Raw genomic sequence first — 18,381 nt, forward strand, 5'->3', positions numbered from 1 at the left:
TTCCCGGCGGCCCGGTCGGGAATCGGGTGACGCATGCCTCACCGCAGAACCATGGCGGGCGTTGTCCACCGAGCCGCAATTACGGTAGAAGCGAAGGCAATTCAACGTAGATCTGCCGGCGAAGCGAGGAACCACATGACGGAAGTCAAGCTCGATCACCCCGGTGGGCAGCTGTCGATGCCGGTACATCCAGCGGTCGAGGGCCCCGCCGGTATCGGGGTGAGCAAGCTGCTGAAGGAAACCGGGATGACCACGTACGACCCCGGTTTCGTCAACACCGCGGCTGCCTCATCCGCGATCACCTACATCGACGGCGACGCGGGGATCCTGCGTTACCGGGGATACCCGATCGAGCAGCTGGCCGAGAAGTCCTCCTTCCTGGAGGTCTCGTACCTGCTCATCTACGGTGAGCTGCCCACCGAGCAGCAGCTGACCGAGTTCACCGAGTGGATTCGGCGGCACTCACTGCTGCACGAGGAGATGCGTCGCTTCTTCGACGGCTTCCCCCGGGACGCCCACCCGATGGCGGTGCTGTCGTCCGCGGTGAGCGCCCTGTCCACGTTCTACCAGGACAGCCTGGACCCGTTCGACTCCGAGCACGTGGAGATCTCCACGGTCCGGCTGATGGCAAAGGTCCCCACCATCGCCTCGTACGCGTACAAGAAGTCCATCGGGCAGCCGCTGCTCTACCCGGACAACTCCCTCGGGTACGTGGACAACCTCCTGCGGATGACGTTCGGCGTGCCGGCGGAGCCGTACGAGGTCGACCCGGTGATGTCGAAGGTGCTGGACATGCTGTTCGTCCTGCACGCCGACCACGAGCAGAACTGCTCCACGTCGACCGTCCGCCTGGTCGGCTCCAGCAACGCCAACCTGTTCGCCTCGGTCTCCGCCGGTGTGAACGCCCTGTTCGGCCCGCTGCACGGCGGCGCCAACCAGGCGGTGCTGGAGATGCTCCAGCAGATCCACGCCGGCGACGGCGACGTCCGGTCCTTCGTCCGCAAGGTCAAGGACAAGGAGGACGGCGTCAAGCTCATGGGCTTCGGCCACCGGGTCTACAAGAACTACGACCCGCGGGCGGCGATCGTCAAGAAGGCCGCGCAGGACGTGCTGGGCCGCATGGCCAAGCCGGACCCGCTGCTGGACATCGCCATGGAGCTGGAGGAGATCGCGCTCGCCGACGACTTCTTCGTCTCCCGGCGGCTCTACCCGAACGTGGACTTCTACACCGGCCTGATCTACAAGGCCATGGGCTTCCCGACCAAGATGTTCACGGTCCTCTTCGCGCTCGGTCGGCTCCCCGGCTGGATCGCCCAGTGGCGCGAGATGATCAACGACCCGGAGACCAAGATCGGCCGTCCGCGGCAGGTCTACGTCGGTGCCGCCGAGCGGGACTACGTCCCCTTCAACGAGCGCTGACCTCCATCGCTCTCAGCACCACAGTTCGTCGCACCACCGCAGGCCGCCGACCCACTCGGGTCGGCGGCCTGTCGCCTTTCGTCGGTCGTGGCCCGAGCGGGCCATGATCGTCTCCAGGTCGCCGATGTGGCGGTATCCCGGGCGCGGCGTTACCGCCACGTCGGCGATACGACGTCGACCAAGCGCGACTCCCGACCCCGGCGGGGGTCAGAAGGCGGAGATGTCCTGCGCCCGCTCGCTGCGGCTCAACGCGCTGATCAACGCGGACTGCCCGCGGCGGCGGACCGCCAGCCGGACCAGCAGGTCGCGGACGGGATCGAAGACCTCCGCCGGGAACTCCGGTGTGGGTACGCCGATGCTCACCGCGAGGTCGTCGGAGTGGACCACGATCTCCACCTGGCGGGTGAGCAGGAAGTCACCGCGCCGTAGGGCCCAGCCCTGCCACGGAATGGGTACGACGTCCCGGGCCGCGCCACGCCCCAGCAGATCGCCCGCCTCCTGCACTGCGGCGGCGGATCTGGCGTGCAGGTCGGCGGGGCCTCGGGCCGCGTCTTCCTCGTCGTTGCTCGCGGCGACCGAGGCGGCGTCCGGGGTGCCCTCGCTGACCCAGGCGGCCCGCTCGTAGTGACTGTCGGCCGACTCCAACACCGGCAGGTCACTCGGCGTCGGCAGCAGCTCCGCCGCCCGGATCGCCTGACGTCCCAGGTGGCAGGCCAGCCCGCCGACGGACAGGTGCGGGAGCGCACTCGGGCGCGACCACTGCTCCGACACCTCGGGGTGGCGGATCAGGTCCAGAGCGATCGAAGCGGCGACCGGGAACGCGGCATCCAGTGCGTCGACAGGGTGAGACATCCGCACATTCTGGCAGCCTCGACGGGTCCCCGCCGGGCGACGAGACGCGGCGCGGAACCGGACGGGCCTTGATCGTCTCCATTCCGCCGATGTGGCGGCATCCCAACGCGATGTAACCGCCACCTCGGCGATATGGAGTCGATCAAGCGCTGCCTCGGGGTGCGCGTCGCGCTCGGCGGCCGGGCCCGAGGTCAGCGCAGGCCGGCGGCGGCCAGCAGGTTGCCGTCGGGGAGCGCCGGTAATGCACGACCCTGGGACATCCGCCGCTCGGCGCGTTCGGCGGTGAACGCGGCGTCGGAGTGGATGGCGGCGGCGTAGCTGGCGGCGGTGCGTTGGGCGATCGCGGACCAGCCGTACTGGTCGTGGACCATCCGGCGGGCGCGGCGGGCCATCACCCGGGAACGCTCCGGGTCGGACAGGAGCGTGTCGACGGCGTGGGCGAGCCCGTCCGGGTCGTGCGGGCGGAAGGTCATCCCGGTGACGCCCGGTTCGACGATCTCGGCGAGGCCGCCGGTGGCGGCGACGGCCAGGGGAGCGCCGGCCGCGGCGCCTTCCAGTGCCACCATGCCGAACGGCTCGTAGATGCTCGGCACCGCGAAGCAGTCGGACGCGGCCATCAGCGCGGGCAGGTCGCTGCCGCCGAGGAAGCCGGGCATGGTGACCATGCCGCCCAGGCCGCGGCGGTGCACCTCGGCCTCCAGTTCGGCGCGGTACGGGCCGTCGCCGGCGATCACGGCGCGCAGCCCGGGGTGGCGCTCGCGCAGTCGGGGGAGTGCGGCGATGAGGTGCTGGACGCCCTTCTCGTAGACGAGGCGACCGGCGAAGGTGACCAGCGGGCCGTCTCCGGCGAACCGCGCCCGGGCGGCGGCGACCGCACGCGACGGCACCCGCCAGCGGTGCGGCTCGACGCCGTTGGCGACCACGTCGACGCGTCCGGCCGGTACGCCGAACAGCGCGTTCACCTCGTCGCGCATGTAGCCGGAGCAGACGATCACCCGGTTGGACTCGCCGCTGAGCCACTGCTCGACGCCGTGGATGGTGCGGTTCATCTCCTCCGGCAGCCAGCCCTGGTGCCGCCCGGCCTCGGTGGCGTGGATGGTGCTGACCAGCGGGATGTCCAGGTGGTCGCGCAGCGTCATCGCGGTGTGCGCGACGAGCCAGTCGTGGGCGTGGATGACGTCGTACGAGCCGGCCTGGGTGGCGCGCAGGGCGGTGCGGGTGAGGGTGTGGTTGAAGGCCATGGTCCAGGCCAGCAGCGAGTCGGTGGCGAGGGGGAAGGCGACCGGGTCCTCGGGGGCGCGCAGGATGCGCACGCCGTCGGCGTACTCCTCCAGGGGTGCGCCCTCGGTGTGGCGGGTGACGACGGTGACCTCGTGGCCGGCGGCGGCCAGGGCGACCGACAGGGCGTGCACGTGCCGGCCCAGGCCGCCGACGAGCACCGGCGGGTACTCCCAGGACAGCATGAGGATGCGGCGGGTCTGCGGGGGCACCCCGGGGCCGGGCTGCGCCGGCACCGGCGTGCCGGGCTGCGCGGTCGGACCGGGCTGCGCGGAGAGCTGGGGCCGGGAGGTGAGCGTGGGCCGGTGGGCCCGGTCCTTGGTGGCAGCGAGCTGCTCGTCGACCCGCAGGGTCGTCACATCAATCTCCGTCCATGCATGGTGGTACGCGCCGGCGTCAGTGGCGGCGGAGTGAGTGCGGAAAGGGGCGGCCGAGGGCCAAGGGCACGCGCGCGAACGCTTGTCCCCGATCAAGGAAAGTCCATCGGGCCCAAGAACGCATCCCGAAAACGGCCATCGTGACGGAGGACACCCGAGGGTTTAACGCGCATCAGACGGGTGGTTTCCGGGCACTGCCTGAAAGGATGGATTGGCGCGCCCGGGCCGGGGGCACTACCTGCGTGCGCGCGGGCAGCCTCGGCCGGCGCGCACATCACCATGGGTTGAAGGAGCGACATGCAGGTCTGGCCGGGCGAGCGGTACCCCCTGGGCGCCACCTACGACGGGATGGGCACCAACTTCGCCATCTTCTCCGAGGTCGCCGAGCGGATCGAGCTGTGCCTCTTCGACGAGTGGGACACCGGCGCGGAGCGCCGCGTGGAGCTGCGCGAGGTCGACGCGTACGTGTGGCACGCGTACCTGCCGGGCATCGAGCCGGGGCAGCGTTACGGCTACCGGGTGCACGGCCCGTACGACCCGGCGAACGGGTTGCGCTGCAACCCGCACAAGCTGCTGATCGACCCGTACGCGAAGGCCATCGACGGTGACATCCAGTGGGACCCGGCCGTCTACGACTACGACATGGACGAGCCGGAGCGGATGAACGAGACCGACTCGGCGCCGTTCATGCCGAAGTCGGTGGTGGTGAACCCGTACTTCGACTGGGGCAACGACAAGCCGCCGCGCACGCCGTACCACCACTCGGTGATCTACGAGGCGCACGTACGCGGGCTGACGATGCGGCACCCGGACATCCCGGAGGAGCTGCGTGGCACGTACGCGGGCATCGCCTCCCCGCCGATGATCGACTACCTGACCCGGCTCGGGGTGACGGCGATCGAGCTGATGCCGGTGCACCAGTTCGTGCACGACCACCGGCTCAACGATCTGGGGCTGCGCAACTACTGGGGTTACAACACGATCGGGTTCTTCGCCCCGCACCACGGCTACTCCGCGCTGGGTCGGCTCGGCCAGCAGGTGCAGGAGTTCCGGGGGATGGTCAAGGCGCTGCACGCGGCGGGCATCGAGGTCATCCTCGACGTGGTCTACAACCACACCGCCGAGGGCAACCACCTCGGGCCGACGTTGAGCTTCAAGGGCGTGGACGCCCCGAGCTACTACCGGCTCAGCGAGGAGGACCGCCGCTACTTCGTCGACTACACGGGCACGGGCAACAGCCTCAACGTCCGCAGCCCGCACTCCCTGCAACTGATCATGGATTCGTTGCGGTACTGGGTGACCGAGATGCACGTCGACGGGTTCCGGTTCGACCTGGCGGCGACCCTGGCTCGGGAGTTCTACGAGGTGGACCGGCTGTCCACGTTCTTCGAGGTGGTGCAGCAGGACCCGGTGGTCAGCCGGGTGAAGCTGATCGCCGAGCCGTGGGACGTCGGGCCGGGCGGCTACCAGGTGGGCAACTTCCCGCCGTTGTGGACGGAGTGGAACGGAAAGTACCGGGACACGGTGCGGGACTTCTGGCGCGGTGAGCCGGCGACCCTGGCCGAGTTCGCGTCGCGCATCTCCGGGTCGGCCGACCTCTACCAGGACGACGGTCGCCGCCCGTTCCACAGCATCAACTTCGTCACCGTGCACGACGGGTTCACCCTCAACGACCTGGTGTCGTACAACGACAAGCACAACGAGGCCAACGGCGAGGACAACCGGGACGGCGAGAGCCACAACCGGTCGTGGAACTGCGGCGTCGAGGGCGACACCGACGACGAGGCGATCCTCGCGCTGCGGGCCAAGCAGCGGCGCAACTTCCTGGCCACCCTGATGCTGTCGCAGGGTGTGCCGATGATCGGCCACGGCGACGAGCTGGGTCGCACCCAGCGCGGCAACAACAACGTCTACTGCCAGGACAGCGAGTTGTCCTGGGTCGACTGGGACTCCGTCGACGAGCAACTGTTGGAGTTCGTCCGGACGCTCACCGACTTCCGCAAACGGCACCAGGTGTTCCGCCGCCGCCGGTTCTTCACCGGCCTGCCGGTCGGCGGGCGCGGCACCGACGAGCCGCTGCCCGACCTGGCCTGGCACACCCCGGACGGGCGGGAGATGACCGGTGAGGACTGGGGCAACGACTTCGGCCGTTCGGTGGCCCTGTTCGTCAACGGCGAGGGCATCCGGGAGCGCGGCCAGTACGGCCAGAAGCACCACGACGCGTCGTTCCTGCTCTGCTTCAACGCCCACGACGCGCCGTTGGACTTCACCCTGCCGGGCAGCGAGTACGGCCAGAAGTGGGAACGGGTGATCAGCACGGCCGACCCCGAGCCCGACGACGCGACGGTGATCAGCGCGGGCGGCACCATCCGGGTGCCGGACCGTTCCCTCGTGGTGTTGGAGAGGACGATCTGACATGCCGGCCACCCCTCCGAAGGCCACCTACCGGATCCAGGTCCGCCCCGGCTTCGACCTGGACGCCACCGCCGCGATCCTCGACTACCTCGCCGACCTCGGGGTCAGCCACCTCTACACCGCCCCGCTGCTGACCGCGACGCCCGGCTCCCAGCACGGCTACGACGTGGTGGACCACCGGGAGGTCAACCCGGAGCTGGGCGGGGAGGCCGCCCGGCAGCGGCTGCTGCGCGCCCTGCGCGACAAGCAGCTCGGGCTGGTCGTGGACATCGTGCCCAACCACGCCGGGGTCGCCGTCCCACCGGCCAACCCGGCCTGGTGGGACGTGCTGCGCCGGGGGCGCGACTCGTCGTACGCCGACTGGTTCGACATCGACTGGGACCGGGGCCGGCTGCTGCTGCCGGTGCTCGCCGACGACCCGGCCGCCCTGGACGACCTCAAGCTGGTCGACGGTGAGCTGCGCTACCACGAGCACCGGTTCCCGATCGCCGACGGCACCGGCGACGGCGACGCCCGCGCGGTGCACGACCGGCAGCACTACGAGCTGGTGTCGTGGCGTCGCGGTGACGCCGAGCTGACGTACCGCCGGTTCTTCGCCATCACGACCCTGGCCGGTCTGCGGGTGGAGGACCCGGCGGTGTTCGCCGCCACCCACGAGCTGATCCTGCGCTGGGCCGCCGCCGGGGAGGTCGACGGCATCCGCGTCGACCACCCGGACGGCCTGCGCGACCCGGGCGGCTACCTGGCCCGGTTGCGGGAGGCCGCGCCGGACGCCTGGCTCGTGGTGGAGAAGATCCTGGAGTACGGCGAGGAGCTGCCGGACTGGCCGGTGGACGGCACCACCGGCTACGACGCCCTGGCCATGGTCGGTGGGCTGTTCATCGACATCGACGCCGAGGGCGACTTCACCGTCCTGGACACCCACCTCAACGGCCGGCAGATCTCCTGGGCGGACCTGACCCACTCCACCAAACTGGCCGCCGCCACCCGGCTGCTCGCCGCCGAGCTGACCCGGTTGGCCGCCCTCGCCCCCGAGGTGCCCACCGAGCAGGCCCGCGCGGCGCTCGCCGAGCTGGCCGCGGCGTTCGCCGTCTACCGGGGCTACCCGCCCGAGGGTGCCCGGCACCTCGCCGCCGCCCGCTCCGAGGCCGGTCGCCGCCGCCCCGACCTGGCCGGTGCCCTGGACGCGGTGACCCGCCGCCTGCGCGACCCCCACGACGAGCTGGGCATGCGGTTCCCGCAACTCACCGGCGCGGTGATGGCCAAGGGCGTGGAGGACACCGCGTTCTACCGGTGGACCCGCTTCGTGGCGCTCAACGAGGTCGGCGACAGCCCCACCCGCTTCGGGGTGCCACCGGCGGAGTTCCACCGCTTCGCCACCGCCCAACAGGTCCGCTGGCCGGCGAGCATGACCACCCTGTCCACCCACGACACCAAACGCAGCGAGGACGTCCGCGCCCGCCTCGCCGTGCTCAGCGAGCTGCCGGGCCGGTGGACGGAGCAGGTCAAGAGCTGGATGGAGTACGCTCCGCTGCCCGACCCGGCGTTCGCCCACCTGCTCTGGCAGACCGCCGTCGGCGCGTGGCCGATCGAGCGGGAGCGGCTGCACGCGTACGTCGAGAAGGCCGCCCGGGAGGCTGCGGCCTCGACCAGTTGGGCGGACCCGGACCCGGTCTTCGAGCAGGCGCTGCACGACGTTGTCGACCGCATGTACGACGACCCGAGCCTGCACGACGAGCTGACCGAACTCGCCGCCGCGATCACCCCGGCCGGGTGGTGCAACTCGCTGGGGCAGAAGCTGATCCAACTCACCATGCCCGGGGTGCCGGACACCTATCAGGGCACCGAGCTGTGGGACAACTCCCTCGTCGACCCCGACAACCGCCGCCCTGTCGACTTCGACGTACGCCGAGAGATGCTGGCACGCCTCGACGGCGGCTGGCGTCCCCCGGTCGACACCGACGGAGCGGCGAAGCTGCTCGTCGTGTCGCGGACCCTGCGCCTGCGGCGGGCGCACCCGGAACTGTTCACCACCTACCGGCCGGTGGCCGCGCACGGGCGGGTGAGCCGTCACGTGGTGGCGTTCGACCGGGGTGGCGCGATCACCGTGGCGACCCGCCTGCCGCTGGGCCTGGCTAGGGCCGGCGGGTGGTGTGACACAGCCCTGTCGCTTCCTGTTCACGAAGTGAAGGACCTGTTCACCGGCCGGGTCTACAGTGGCGGAGAGACTCCGCTGGACAATCTTCTGGCCGACTATCCCGTCGCTCTCCTGGCTCCTCTCACCGCCGCCGAGGAGGCCGCTTCATGACCGAATTCTCCGTCTGGGCGCCGGACGCCTCCCGGGTGCGACTGCGCCTGGCCGACGACACCGACCACGAGATGAGCGCCGCCGCCGACGGCTGGTGGCGGGTCGACGTGCCCGACGCCGGCCTCGACTACTCCTTTCTGCTGAACGACGACGAAACGCCGCTGCCCGACCCCCGCTCCCCGTGGCAGCCTGCGGGTGTGCACGGGCCGAGCCGCCGCTACGACCATTCCGCGTTCCAGTGGAGCGATTCCTCCTGGACGGGCCGGCAGCTGCCCGGCAGCATCCTCTACGAGCTGCACATCGGCACCTTCACCCCGGAGGGCACCTTCGACGCGGCCATCGACCGCCTCGACCACCTGGTGAACCTCGGTGTCGACCTGATCGAACTGCTCCCGGTCAACGCCTTCAACGGCGAACACAACTGGGGGTACGACGGTGTCTGCTGGTACGCCCCGCACGAGCCCTACGGCGGCCCCGACGGCCTGAAACGGTTCGTCGACGCCGCTCATGCTCGCGGTCTGGGGGTGATCCTCGACGTTGTCTACAACCATTTCGGGCCCTCCGGGGCCTACGCGCCGCGGTTCGGCCCCTACCTGGCCGAGCAGAGCAACAGTTGGGGCCGCTCGATCAACCTGGACGGCCCGCACTCCGACGAGGTACGCCGCTACATCATCGACAGCGTGCTGATGTGGCTGCGCGACTACCACGTCGACGGGCTACGCCTGGACGCCGTGCACGCCCTGCCGGATTCGCGGGCTGTTCCTCTGCTTGAAGAGCTTGCGGTTTCCGTCGAGTCGGTGTCGACGCACCTGGGGCGGCCGTTGTCGCTGATCGCGGAGTCGGACCTCAACGACCCGCGGCTCATCACCCCTCGGGAGGCTGGCGGGTTCGGCTTGCACGCCCAGTGGAACGACGACGCCCACCACGCGCTGCACACGGTGCTGACGGGGGAGCGGCAGGGCTACTATGGGGACTTCGGCTCCCTGGAGACGCTGTCGGACGTGCTGACGGGTGGGTTCTTCCACGCGGGGACGTGGTCGAGCTTCCGGAACCGGCACCATGGGCGGCCTCTCGACTCGCGGGTGCCTGGGCACCGGCTGGTCGCTTACCTTCAGAACCACGACCAGATCGGGAACCGGGCCACCGGGGATCGGATCTCGGCCTCGTTGTCGCCTGCGCTGCTTCGGGTTGGGGCGGTGCTGCTGCTGACCGCGCCCTTCACTCCGATGCTGTTCATGGGGGAGGAGTGGGCGGCCTCCACGCCGTGGCAGTTCTTCACCTCGCACCCGGAGCCGGAGTTGGCCTCTGCGGTGCGGACCGGGCGGCGGCGGGAATTCGCGTCGCACGGGTGGCCGGAGGGGGACGTGCCCGACCCTCAGGATCCGGAGACGTTCACTCGGTCGCGGTTGGACTGGGCGGAGCTGGACAAGCCTGAGCATGCTTCGATGTTGGCGTTCTACCAGCGGTTGATCGCCTTGCGTCGGTCTTCTCCGGACCTGTCGGATCCTCGGATGCACTCGGTGTCGGTGCAGCATGGGGATCAGTTCCTGCTGATGCGGCGGGGGGACACGCTGGTCGTGGCGAACTTCGCTGGGCGGGGGCAGGGGGTTTCGCTGCCTGGGGTGGCTCGGCGGGTGCTCCTGGCTACGGGGGAGGGGGTCACCGTGATGCGGGACCGGATCCAGCTGCCGGCGGAGACCGCGGCGATCGTGGCGCTGTGAGCGGCTACGAGCTACGAAACGCCTGGAACTGCCGAGCGCAGGGTGACGTTGGCCGCTCGATCAGACGGTAAAGGGCTTACCTGGGACGGTATCTGCCTTCCGGTGTTTGGCTCGTACGATGATGTCCGATCCGTGGGATCAGGGTCGGGAAGGCTGGGCAAGCCAGGGTCATACTCGTGGTAGTGCTTTGGGCAAACCCATAGTAATTCTCCCGAAGGTGCCTGCACCCGGCGGAGGTCGCCAAAGGCGCGGTTCTCGTCGTATTTGAAGAGCAACGAGCGCAGACCTCTAAGTGCTTGGCCCTCGGCTTTGGTTAACTCGTTGCTGGGCATGCCTTCTAAACGATCCTGGCGTTCGACGTCCGCTGGCAACCTATCCGTGATTATTTTCATCAGCTCGATTCTCTTAGATAGATCTTCGGCTTGCTGCTTGGGTAGGGTTACACCGGACACCGCCGCCACGATTGGGACGACGAGGCGAAGCGTCTTGAGGACGAAGTTGGCGTAGGGTGCAACTCTGGTAACCCATTCTCGTTCCTGCTTAAGTTCGTAAGTCGCTGGTTGCCAAGGATGCCACTCCCCAGGGTGTTCACACCAGAGCGTGAGGTAGATAAGCTGGAAGGTAATTCTTCGATGCCGGATCATGCCGGACGGTCCTAGTGGTTCTGTATTTCTCGGCGGTGGGGCTAGAGTGAACATGCGCGGGCAGTCGATGACCTCAGTAGAAACGACTTTGAGGACTCTTCGTAGTGAATCCGCGCTCTGCGCGGCAAATACCTCTACCCGCTGAACACCTCCTTCCAGTCTTTCTATCCCCCCTGACAGTGCGCGCAGTTCTTCATGCAGCACTTCCAGTTGCGAACGGATCTCTGCCTGTGAGGATGTAAATCCCGTAAGCAAGACGAGAATGTCGTGATCTTCGTCGCACTCGAGGCAGTCGCGTGTAAGTCGACCACTCTCCCGTCTGCGGAGTAGTCCGCTTAGTGGGAACTCACCTACACATGCAGGGGTTGGGCAAGGAACCAACAATTGGTACAGAAGACCCGGCCATCTCCGCCTAAGTAAATGTTCGATGCTATCACGAAGAACATTAAAGAAGAGGTCGGGAGACGGTGCGCGGACCTGCAGAATTAGGCGGCCGTCCTGTTGCATTTCGATAAGCGCTTCAGAAGCATAGGCAGACGTCGGGTGGCGAAGAAAAACTCCATTCCTCCAGTGCTTGCCGATCGACGCGTTATGATGGCGGACAGTGAGCCAGGCGATAAGGCCTGGCGCAGGCTCGTATAGCTTGCAGATTAAGGTAACGGTTCTTATGTCAGATGCCGACGGAGTCTTAAACATCCACGGTAGTGCCGGTCGCGAGTGAGGGACAAGCTGGGCGATCAGACTCTTTTTCTCGTGGTCGTCAAGCCGGTACGAGATATCGAACTTCTCCATCAGTCGAAGAAAATACGGGTGATGCCTGGCCGGGTATACGTCACCGAACTTCCGATCCTGCCAGATGGTCCGCAACCGCGCGTGTTCGAGAACGCCGTTGGCTTCACGCGTCACCACGTCCTCAAGGACATAGGCTATCGCCTTCGTGAGCCACTCCGGGTTCAGGACAACGATGTCCCTTAGGCCCTCATCGTCTCCGTAATAGATGATTTGGCCGAGGTCGTGTAGGAGCTCTGCGAGGGTGATGGTTTCCTCGTCGTTCAGTTGCTGTCGCTCGCAGGCGGCAACGAAATCCGTCCACGAAATTTGAGGTTGGCTCTGGTAGCGAGACAAAACGTCGTCACGAGCGCGGATCCAGCGCGGGCTGAGCATCCTGCCCATCTGCGGAAGTGCGGCGGCTTCCCTCGCAACTTCTGAACGTAGCTCCGGTATTCCGGTCCCGCTCTGATTGTCTACCTTTACTTGCCCTGCGAGCATGTTAGGAAAGGCTTGCTTGAGTTGTTCCAAATCGATCTCGGGGCTTCGCTCGTCGCAATGAGTGGGCACGAGTATGGCACGAGCTTCACGACCTACCCGGAGCCGGATCCGGCCCAGCCAACCCTCGACTTCGCTCTGCTCCTGACCCTTTCGAGCATTCCATACCAATATGTACAACGCACGTCTGCTGAAGAAGAACTGGTGGGTGATCCGATAGACCTCTTGGCCGCCAAAATCCCACGCCCGCACCATCATGTCTAGATCTAAATCCGGGTGACGCAGGACAAGGGGATGGATTTCAAGACCGTGAGTAGTGTCGCGGTTCACGACGAACTCCTCCTCCCTAAGTGCTGCCAAGAGGGAGGTCTTACCCACGGCGCCTTCGCCCACAATTAGGACCTTGGCCTCGTAATGAGGCACAGCATCCTCCAGGCTTCGCAGGTAAGCTGCTACCGCGTCCAAACCTCGCGTTATCAGATCAGGCAGCGGATCGGAAAGCGGATTCCGAGAAATCGATAGCGATATTGACCTGCCCAGCAATTGGACCATTTCTCGGGGAATGTCTCGGATCTGATTCCCGTCTAGCTCAAGCTTGTCGAGCTTAGTCAGTTGGCCGATTTCTGAAGGCAATTCCCGAATCTTGTTATTGCTGAGATGGAGGCGCCTAAGGTTGGAGAGTCGGCCAATCTCCGAAGGTAAATGGCTGAGGCGATTATTCCTTAAATCCAGTTGCTCGAGATTTCGAAGATGAAATAGTTCGGGTGGCAGTGAGGTGAGACTGTTTCCATCTAGGTCGAGTTCGCGTAGCTCACTCAGCCGACCGATCTCGGGGGGGAGGGTGGCGAGTTTATTGTCGTCTAGGTAGAGTTCTTCCAGCTTTCGCAGTTCGCCGATCTCTTTGGGTAGCGAAGTGAGCCGATTGCTTCGCACGTCAAGCTCTGTAAGATTGATCAAATGCCCGATGCCGGGCGGGAGGGTTTCTAGCTCGTTATGAATGAGATAAAGTCTGTCAAGGTCCCCTAGTTCGCTAATCGCGGCGGGTAAACTCTTCAATCCCCACCCCGAGAAGCGAACAAACCCGTCCTGTCGGGCCCGATTGACGTCGGCGGCGGTGAAGGATCGGTCCGCTTCGCGTGTTTTTTTGATGGCCCGCTCCTAGGGACTCTTGCTCACCTTCAGGGCTCCCTTTGCGTCGCTCTGGCGGATCGCGCACCAAAGCGGTTGGGGACTGGCGGCATCGGTCGCTAGACCATAGCGAGTTGTGAGTTCAGTAGTCGACCCCTTGGTTACGGGGCCTTCCCGTCGGATATGCGACACCCCGGCGACTTATGCTGTCGACCGGGATCGAGTAGAGAGCTTCGTCGGACGGTGGATGGCGGAGCTATCATCGGCTGCCAAGCACCGGACCTCCGGCTGATAAGACGTCGGAGGGATATCCCTGCCCATCAGGCTTATGGCTGGCTTGCGGATGGGGCAAGGTCCACTAGTCCGTCGAGGCGGGCGTGCGCGTCATGATGGCCGAGCCGCCAGCAAGGTATGCCGGGGCTTGTCGATCACGAGCGCGGATCGCCGCCTGAACTCGTACCGCGACGTTGTCGGGAAGGCGTTGCTCGGCCTCTTTGTGCGGGAAAAACGCGAGGTCGTCGAGCTCTTGTCTCGGTACTTTCAAGCCGTGAAGGTCAGCTATGGACCCACAATCGAACGTGAAGCTGATGATCGCACGCGGCCGCTCTCCGGTCGGCGGCGCCCAATCCACGACGAGGAGGTCACCCACCGGCAACGAGATGCCCAGTTCCTCTCGTATCTCGCGGGCGCAGGCATCGTGTGGATACTCGCCTTCGTCCACGTAGCCGCCGGGGAAGGCCCAGTGGTCGCGGTATGCCGGCTTGACGAGAAGCACGTTGCCCGCCGCGTCGGTGATGAAGGCAGCGGCAGCGGCGTAGAAGGAAGCCAGGTTCGCGTACCAAGTAGCAGGCTCCGTCCAGGTCACCTTGGTGACGGTAGCGGACATGTCTAGGTGTGCTATCTGCCCTACAACGATGCTGGCGTGGCGGTGAGGGCATGCAGGACCGCGTTGACTTGGGTTGATGGCTGATGCGAACTGAGCGTGGTAGCGAGTTCGCGAAGGCGTTGTTGAACTCGCGCCGACTGGATGCCGGCAGCGTGCTGCCGCAGCTTCAACGCCCAATCGCAGGCAGCGTCGGTCTCTCCAGCACGGGCATGAGTCACGGCTATGAGGGCGGTGTGCAGGGCACGCGTTCGGGTGTTCTTGCTCGCGAGGTTGACCGCGTCAGGGGCGTGTTTAAGAGCCTCCGAGTGCAGCTCCAGGTCACTCAGGCACCTCAGTGCGGCCCCGGCCAGGTGGGCGGGGCTAAAGTAGCCAACCCAGCGCGGACCAGGGTCTGTACCCGTCCGGTCGAGAGCACGCACAGCTTTGGTCAGCGCGAGTTGGCAGGCACGTCGCTCGCCTGCCTGTCCATAGGCGGTCGCCGCAGTGGCGTGCAGCCGCGCGAGCACGCCGGCAGGTGCGCGGCCAGCCCCGTCGATGGCTGCTTCGACCAACCGCGCTGCCTCCCGGGCATGGCCCAAGAACACAGCCTGAGTGGCAAGATTTGCGAGAAGGTGGGCGCCGAGAAGGCGGTCATCAGCGGCCTTGGCTAGCCGCAAGCCGAGGGTCGCGTGCTGTTGTGCCGTGGCGTGCTCGCCTGCGTCGTACGACATGAAGGCAAGTTGCCCGGAGAGTGTCGCCGCTGCACGCATGAGGTCGCGTCCCACCGCTTCGGTGTAGGTGCCGCGCAGCATGGGCGAGACCTGAAATACGAGGAAGTCGGTCATGACGGAGCGGGCGTGCGGAGATCCGCTGCCGTGACGTCGGTCGAGGTCGGTGAAGTGGTCCGTCAGCGCGTACAGCGACTGAACGTCGGTGGCGGCGACCTGTTGCCGGCCGTTCCGGCTTACCGTCTCGTCGGGCAGGTCATACCGCCAGCCGAGCGCGGCCTCAAGGACTTTGTCGCTGTCGAATGCCGCGCTGGCATCTTGGTTGAGGTGCTTGGCCAGCCTTGTCCAGATCTGCTCGGCGGTATCGATCGCTCCATCGACGGACCCGGGATAGGCACACGTTCCGATGCTGCCGGCCACGCCGAACCCCAACTCCGTAACGGCGACTGAACGGCCGAGCTTGCGGGCAAGCGTTTCGGCCATCGCGGCCTGGACGTGCTCGCCAGGCCGGCGACCGCGCAGCCACCAGTAGACGCTGGCAGCGTCGTAGCGCCAGGCACCCTCGTTGCGGCCGGCGTGATTGAGCTGGCGAGCAAAGGCGGCGTGGGCGTTGCCGTAACCGGCGGCCCGCAGAACTCCTTCGAAAGCCGCGTTCGTCACCGGTCGCGCCATGGTTCCGCCTCCAGTTGCTGCCCAACTACTACTAGTGACGAGCCTATGGGTTGGCCCGGTCCTATGGGGACCGGCGCAACCCCGCGCAACCCACGTCCTGAGCAGCGCAATGGGACGCATTGTCCGCCATCTGGTCCGTCATCGAGGAGCCAGCTTCGCTGATCAGAGGAGTTCGTGGGCGACGGCGAAGATCAGTCCGTCGTGCCCGATTGACGGAGGTGGGCGTGAGAGGTGACGAGCCCGTAGGCAAGGACGAACAGTCCGAAGCTGTCGAGCGGGAGGCTGCCAAACAGCGCCTCCTGGCCCAGGCCGAGGCGGAGCGCGTACCCGTGGACGACACGACCCGTGCGGTCCCGGACCGGCGGTGGCGGCGTGACCAGCGATGACATCCCGATCGGCCGCCGTGTGGCGAGCTGGCGGGTGCGGCGGTCGATGACGCAGCAGATGCTGGCCGACCGGCTGCGCAGGTCGAAGAGCTGGGTGGACAAGATCGAGCGGGGTGCCCGCACCCTGGACCGGTACTCGGTCATCCAGGAACTGGCCCACGTCCTTCGGGTCGAGCCGGAGGTGCTGCTCGGCCAGCCGCAGACCACTCCGGCGGGCACGCCGGACGGGGTGGACGACATCCGGGCCGCGCTCGCCCGCTACGACATCCCGGAGGCTCCACCGCAGACGGACGACCTGAGACGGCAGGTCGGGCATGCCTGGTTGAGCTACCAGCACGCGCACTACGGGCAGTTGGTGCGGGTGGTGCCGGGTCTGCTCGACGCCGCTCGGGCCGCGCAGAGCGCAGAGGTGCTGGTGCAGGCGTACCGAATCACCTCGTCGCTGCTGGTCAAGCTCGGCGAGGCCGACCTGGCCTGGCTGGCCGCTGACCGCGCGATGTCCGCCGCCGGCGACGACCCGATCCTGGCGGCAAGCGCAACCATCTCGGTAGCCGAGGCCCTCCGCGCCAACAACCGCAACCCCCTGGCCCTAAGAGCGGCCCTCCCAACGGCGAACCGCCTCCTCCCGGCCCGGTCCCTCCCCGTTGATCATGACGTTGGCGGGTCTGATGGAGATCAAACCGACCGTCAACCTCATGATCAATGCGGCGGGGGCGGGGGCGGGGGTGCGTTCGCGGCGGCGGGGTCGCCGGGGGAGTGGGCGGTGGGTGGGACGTTGCTGGTGCAGGCGGCGCTTGCTGCCGCCGGGTGCGGCGAGCACCGCCGCGCCGACGAGCTGACCGGCCGGGCTGCGGGCGTCGCCGCCAGCCTTCGGGGGTGCGACGACACGCATCGCACCAGCTTCGGGCCGGTTTCCGTCGAGCTGGCCCGGGTTCTCATTGCCGCACAACGGGGTGACGCCGCAGAGGCGTTACGGAGGCATTCAAGCGTCGTGCGGCGTGAGGGGTGGCGGCGGTTGCCGGCCGAGTTTCGGGGTGCGTACCTGGTCGACGTCGCGCGGGCGTACCTGCACCTGGGCGACCTGCGCTCGGCGGCGCGCGCCCTGGTGGACGCGGACAGTGTCGCGCCCGCTGAGGTTCGGTGCCGGGCGTCGGCGCGTACCGTCATCGCGGATGTCGCCCGGACGCAGCCGGCGCCGGCCGGCGTGGCGCGACTGGCGACGCTCGTCGGCCTCGCCCGCTGAGACTCGGTCGGGACCTGACCGGTTACGTGCCCGGGACCTACCCGGTCGCGGTAGCTTGGTCTGAGACGCCTGAGAACTGCTCAATCATGGCCGACGTGACAATTCGCGGCGGCGACAGCAGCGATATCGACGCCTTGCGCGACATCACGATCGTCACCGATGTCGACCAGCCCTGAGCGTTGGCCGCGAGCTTTTTCGAACGTCGACATCTGACGGGAAAGCGATCATGATCGCAGCTTTGAAGGGGTTCACCCAGCAGCTGGTGCCGGTGAATGGCATCAAGATCAACGCTGTCACGGGGGGCTCGGGCCCGCCGGTCCTTCTGCTGCACGGCTGGCCGGAAACCTGGTGGGGTTGGCACGGTGTGATGCCGTTGCTGGCGGAGCATTTCAGCGTGGTGGCCATCGACATGCGCGGCGCGGGCTTCTCCGACTGCCCGCTCGACGGCTATGACAAGGCGACGATGGCGGGCGACGCGCACGAGGTCATGGTCGCCCTCGGGCATGAACGCTACGCCGTGTGCGGACACGACATCGGCGGGATGGTCGCCCTGCCGCAGGCCGCCAGCTATCGGCAGGCTGTCACCCACCTGGCCGTCCTCGACGTTCCGCTTCCCGGCTGGACCGGATGGGAGGCGGCGACGGCGAAACTCTGGCACTTCAGCTTCCACACGAACCGGGATCTACCCGAGCGCCTGATCCACGGCCGTGAGTACGACTACGTGTCGACCTTCATGGCTGAGCGGTTCTACGACCACAGCACCTTCGATCCGGCGGACATCGACATCTACGCGAAGGCGATGGCGCTTCCGGGCCGCACCCGCGGCGGCCTGGAGTGGTACCGGACCCTCGCCGCCGACCATGCGGCCGCGCTCGAGTACAAGAAGAAGCCGCTCGAGATACCGGTGCTGGGCCTCGGCGGGGACCAGCGCTTCGGTGGGCAGATGGTGCCGATGCTCAAGGAGTTCGCCACCAACGTGACGGGCGGCCCGATTGCGCGGTCCAGCCACTATCTCGCGGAGGAACGGCCGGATGACGTCGCCGCCGCTCTGATCGATTTCCTCAAGGCCACGTGACGCT

Annotated in this window: 12 protein-coding genes; 7 read left to right on the plus strand and 5 right to left on the minus strand. The window is 67.1% G+C overall.

Features of this window, described 5'->3' with window-relative positions; genetic code table 11:
* Positions 1-135: 135 nt before the first annotated feature.
* Complete coding sequence (locus O7616_RS19460) at positions 136-1,419, plus strand: citrate synthase (protein WP_282303312.1); 1,284 nt, start codon at positions 136-138, stop codon at positions 1,417-1,419.
* A 207-nt stretch (positions 1,420-1,626) separates the two neighbouring features.
* Here the strand turns inward: O7616_RS19460 and O7616_RS19465 are convergent, their stop codons facing one another.
* Together O7616_RS19465 and O7616_RS19470 are read right to left on the minus strand one after the other, a co-directional pair.
* The gene (locus O7616_RS19465) at positions 1,627-2,271 is read right to left on the minus strand and encodes a maleylpyruvate isomerase N-terminal domain-containing protein (RefSeq protein WP_282303313.1); all 645 of its coding nucleotides are present in this window, start codon (positions 2,269-2,271) and stop codon (positions 1,627-1,629) included.
* A gap of 191 nt (positions 2,272-2,462) precedes the next feature.
* Positions 2,463-3,908 carry a glycosyltransferase family 4 protein gene (locus tag O7616_RS19470; RefSeq protein ID WP_282303314.1) on the minus strand — a complete coding sequence of 482 codons (1,446 nt, stop codon included), beginning with the start codon at positions 3,906-3,908 and terminating at the stop codon, positions 2,463-2,465.
* A 315-nt stretch (positions 3,909-4,223) separates the two neighbouring features.
* On the opposite strand from O7616_RS19470, the gene glgX reads away from it, so the two are divergent.
* From glgX to treZ, 3 genes are read left to right on the plus strand one after another with little or no spacing between them, the layout of a single operon-like run.
* Positions 4,224-6,341: a glycogen debranching protein GlgX gene (gene glgX / locus O7616_RS19475; RefSeq protein WP_282303315.1), complete on the plus strand. Its 2,118-nt coding sequence runs from the start codon at positions 4,224-4,226 to the stop codon at positions 6,339-6,341.
* Between the two features lies 1 nt (position 6,342).
* Positions 6,343-8,649 (plus strand): malto-oligosyltrehalose synthase, encoded by a 2,307-nt coding sequence (treY, locus tag O7616_RS19480; RefSeq protein WP_282303316.1) that lies wholly within the window; start codon positions 6,343-6,345, stop codon positions 8,647-8,649.
* Positions 8,646-10,370 carry a malto-oligosyltrehalose trehalohydrolase gene (gene treZ, locus O7616_RS19485; protein WP_282303317.1) on the plus strand — a complete coding sequence of 575 codons (1,725 nt, stop codon included), beginning with the start codon at positions 8,646-8,648 and terminating at the stop codon, positions 10,368-10,370. The genes treY and treZ overlap by 4 nt, the downstream gene beginning before the upstream one ends.
* Positions 10,371-10,381: 11 nt before the next feature.
* Here the strand turns inward: treZ and O7616_RS19490 are convergent, their stop codons facing one another.
* The 3 genes from O7616_RS19490 to O7616_RS19500 form a co-directional block, all read right to left on the minus strand.
* Entirely contained in the window at positions 10,382-13,336 is a 2,955-nt protein-coding gene (locus O7616_RS19490; RefSeq protein ID WP_282303318.1) for a COR domain-containing protein, read from the minus strand.
* A gap of 430 nt (positions 13,337-13,766) precedes the next feature.
* Positions 13,767-14,273, minus strand: a complete 507-nt coding sequence (locus O7616_RS19495) for an NUDIX hydrolase (RefSeq protein WP_282303319.1) — start codon at positions 14,271-14,273, stop codon at positions 13,767-13,769.
* Positions 14,274-14,314: 41 nt separating this feature from the next.
* Positions 14,315-15,673 carry a hypothetical protein gene (locus O7616_RS19500; RefSeq protein ID WP_282303320.1) on the minus strand — a complete coding sequence of 453 codons (1,359 nt, stop codon included), beginning with the start codon at positions 15,671-15,673 and terminating at the stop codon, positions 14,315-14,317.
* A 224-nt stretch (positions 15,674-15,897) separates the two neighbouring features.
* Between O7616_RS19500 and O7616_RS19505 the strand changes: the two genes are divergently transcribed.
* From O7616_RS19505 to O7616_RS19515, 3 genes are all read left to right on the plus strand, one after another.
* Positions 15,898-16,059, plus strand: a complete 162-nt coding sequence (locus tag O7616_RS19505) for a hypothetical protein (protein ID WP_282303321.1) — start codon at positions 15,898-15,900, stop codon at positions 16,057-16,059.
* Complete coding sequence (locus O7616_RS19510) at positions 16,046-17,302, plus strand: helix-turn-helix domain-containing protein (RefSeq protein ID WP_282303322.1); 1,257 nt, start codon at positions 16,046-16,048, stop codon at positions 17,300-17,302. The genes O7616_RS19505 and O7616_RS19510 overlap by 14 nt, the downstream gene beginning before the upstream one ends.
* Before the next feature lie 226 nt (positions 17,303-17,528).
* On the plus strand, positions 17,529-18,377 hold the full coding sequence (locus O7616_RS19515) for an alpha/beta hydrolase (protein ID WP_282303323.1): 849 nt from the start codon (positions 17,529-17,531) through the stop codon (positions 18,375-18,377).
* The last annotated feature ends 4 nt before the right edge of the window (positions 18,378-18,381 follow it).

This window comes from Micromonospora sp. WMMD964 (assembly GCF_029581455.1).
GTDB lineage: Bacteria > Actinomycetota > Actinomycetes > Mycobacteriales > Micromonosporaceae > Micromonospora.